This is a genomic window from Thioalkalivibrio sp., assembly GCF_007692535.1.
In the GTDB taxonomy this organism is placed as follows: domain Bacteria; phylum Pseudomonadota; class Gammaproteobacteria; order Ectothiorhodospirales; family Ectothiorhodospiraceae; genus Thioalkalivibrio.
Map to the genome: position 1 here is coordinate 1 of NZ_REBW01000071.1, position 2782 is coordinate 2782.

Sequence of the window (2782 nt, forward strand, 5' to 3'; positions counted from 1 at the left end):
GGCGGCGAGCCGCCGCACTCCATAGCGCTGCGCGCCTGCCGCGCGTCATCTCCCGTCGTCGTGCTCGTCCACGCGCGACAGCATGCGCATGCCGCCGATCATCACAAACATCGCCGCGCCGACCGCGGCCGGCAGGTCGGGGCTGTCGGCGGGGGGAAGGTCCCAGCGCTTCAGCCGGCAGGTGGAAGGGTGCTCTGCCGGCAGGGCCTGGGCGGCCGCAGCGTCAAGCGCCACCAGGAGGTCCGCCCAGTGCAGGTCGTCGGGGTTCAATTGCCGCATCGAGGCCGTGGGCCGGACCTCCAGCCACTTCGACAGCGCCGGGTTTGCGGCCAGCCGCGCAACGTAATCGGCACGCCCGTCATCGTCGAGGGCGGCCACCAACACACGGGCGGGACGCTTGTACATCGACAGGAACCCGGGCGCGCCCAGGGCGCGTTCAGGCGTCCCCCGCCACGGTGCGACGGTGGGCAGCCGCGAAGTCGAGCATGCGCTGGGTCGCGGTCAGCGCCTTCAGGCGCTCCGTCTCGTCCACGAAGATCTCGTTGTGCCCGTGTTCCAGCGCATCGGCGAGGCTGGTCAGGTCATTCATCGCCATCCAGGGACAGTGCGCACAGCTGCGGCAGGTGGCGCTGTGGCCGCCGGTCGGGGCCTCGATCAGGCGCTTGGCCGGCGCCGCCTGCTGCATCTTGTAGAAAATGCGGTTGTCGGTGGCGACGATGAACTCGGACTCGGGCCGATCTTTCACCGCAGCGATCAACTGGCTGGTCGAGCCGATCACGTCGGCCTGCAGGATCACATCGCGCGGCGACTCCGGGTGTACCAGCACCGCCGCGGCAGGATGGGCCTTGCGCAGATTCTCCAGCTCGCGGGACCGAAACTCGTCATGGACGACGCAGGAGCCCTCCCACAGCACCATGTCGGCACCGGTCTCGCGGCGAATGTAATCGCCGAGGTGCCGGTCCGGGGCCCAGAGAATCTTCTTGCCCTGGTCGCGCAGGTGCGTGATCAGCGGCACCGCGATGCTCGAGGTGACCACGTAATCCGCCAGCGCCTTCACCGCCACCGAGGTATTGGAGTAGACGACCGCGGTGTGATCGGGGTGCTGCTCGCGGAAGGCACGAAAGGCCTCGGCCGGGCAACCGAGGTCGAGCGAGCACTCCGCTTCGAGCGTCGGCATCAGCACGCGCTTCTCGGGGCTCAGGATCTTGGCGGTCTCGCCCATGAAGCGCACGCCGGCAACCACCAGCGTCGTGGCCGGGTGTTCCTTGCCGAAACGTGCCATTTCGAGGGAATCCGAGATGCAGCCACCGGTTTCCTCGGCGATCCGCTGCAGCGAGGAATCGACGTAGTAGTGGGCCACCAGCACCGCGTCGCGCTCGGCGAGCAAGGCCTTGATGCGCGCGGTCAGCGCCGCCCGCTGCGCCTCGTCCAGCAGCGGCTGCGCGGCGGTCACCGCCGCAGTCTTCGGAACGAAATACCCGGCCTCTGCCACTGCCATCGTCAACCTCGCAATCCTGCGCGGGACCAGTCCCGCCGACCCAACCCCAAAATCCCGCGCCGCTTGAAAGCGACCTCCGGTCGCGAGCCAGCCCTCGCTATACCCCGCAGACATTCGCGACCAGGAGTCGCTCCGACGGGGCGGCGGTGTCATCAGGGCTTCATGTTACTACGACTGGCAACTACCGGCGGTGTTCCACACGGTGCCGGGTGCATCCCGGAACTTGTCCGCCTCGCTGTCGCGGGGCACACTCGTCGGCCGGTGACCCCAACCACTTCCAACATGGCCGACTACCTTGAGCGATACCGCGCGATGTCCTTCGATGCGCGGATGGAACTGGCGCTCTCCGCGAACCTGGACCACCATTGGCGTCCGCTGCTGGTGCGCGATCAGCATGCGCAGGTGAAAGCGTACTTTTCCCGGCGCATGGACCTGACCGGGGAGGAAATCGCCCTGCTGCTCAGCGACCCGAACCAGACCGTGCGCCTGAACTGCGCCAAGCGCGCCGATCTCACGCCGGAGCAGGTCGAGTCCTGCGTCTCCGACCCGGACCCCAACCTGCGCTACTTCGTCGCCCGCAATCCCCTGCTGACCGAAGCGCAGCGCCAGCGCCTGCTCGCCGACAGCGACGACCTGGTGCGCATCGCCGCGCGCAAGGGCCCGAAGCAGCGCACCACGCGCTCCCGCCCCGGGCAGGCGGAGATGCTGCGTTGAGCATCGCGCCAGACATCGCCCCTCCCCTCCAAAGCGCAGAGATACAATCTTGAACACAGCAACACGCAAACCCCGCCGCTGGTGGCGGTGGGTACTGGAACTCCTGCTGATCGTCGCCGTGGTGCTGCTGGTGCGCGCCTGGCTTGCGCGCGACCTCGCGCAGGGGCCGGCGCCGGAGATCGAGGCCAACCTTCTCGACGGCAGCCCGGTCAGTCTCGCAGACTACGCGGACCGCCCGATGCTGCTGCACTTCTGGGCCACCTGGTGCCCGATCTGCCGACTGGAGGAAGGGGAGATCATGCGCCTGAGCCGCAGCCACCCCGTCCTGACGGTCGCGATGCAATCGGGATCCCCGTCGGAGGTCGACGCCCATCTGACCGAGCGGGAGCGGGAACTGGACGTGGTCAACGACCCGGACGGCGCCCTCGCCCACCGCTACGGCGTACGCGCCGTCCCCAGCACTTTCATCATCGACCGGGACGGGCAGATCGTCTTTCGCAAGCAGGGTTATGCGCCGCCGCTGGAGTTGCGCCTACGGCTATGGCTGGCTCGCTGGCTGTAACCCGATGG

The 2782-nt window shown here is 68.2% G+C and carries 4 protein-coding genes; 2 read left to right on the forward strand and 2 right to left on the reverse strand.

The genetic code is table 11. From position 1 onward, the window contains the following. Positions 1–45: 45 nt before the first annotated feature. Both EA346_RS02430 and nadA read right to left on the reverse strand, forming a co-directional pair. Entirely contained in the window at positions 46–405 is a 360-nt protein-coding gene (locus EA346_RS02430; RefSeq protein WP_296755202.1) for a precorrin-3B synthase, read from the reverse strand. A 31-nt stretch (positions 406–436) separates the two neighbouring features. Next, complete coding sequence (gene nadA / locus EA346_RS02435) at positions 437–1504, reverse strand: quinolinate synthase NadA (protein WP_296755204.1); 1068 nt, start codon at positions 1502–1504, stop codon at positions 437–439. Between the two features lie 276 nt (positions 1505–1780). Between nadA and EA346_RS02440 the strand changes: the two genes are divergently transcribed. Next, the gene (locus EA346_RS02440; protein ID WP_296755207.1) at positions 1781–2212 is read left to right on the forward strand and encodes a hypothetical protein; all 432 of its coding nucleotides are present in this window, start codon (positions 1781–1783) and stop codon (positions 2210–2212) included. A gap of 49 nt (positions 2213–2261) precedes the next feature. Next, a complete protein-coding gene (locus EA346_RS02445) occupies positions 2262–2774 on the forward strand; it encodes a protein disulfide oxidoreductase (protein ID WP_296755209.1) in 513 nt (170 codons plus the stop codon). Positions 2775–2782 lie beyond the last annotated feature (8 nt).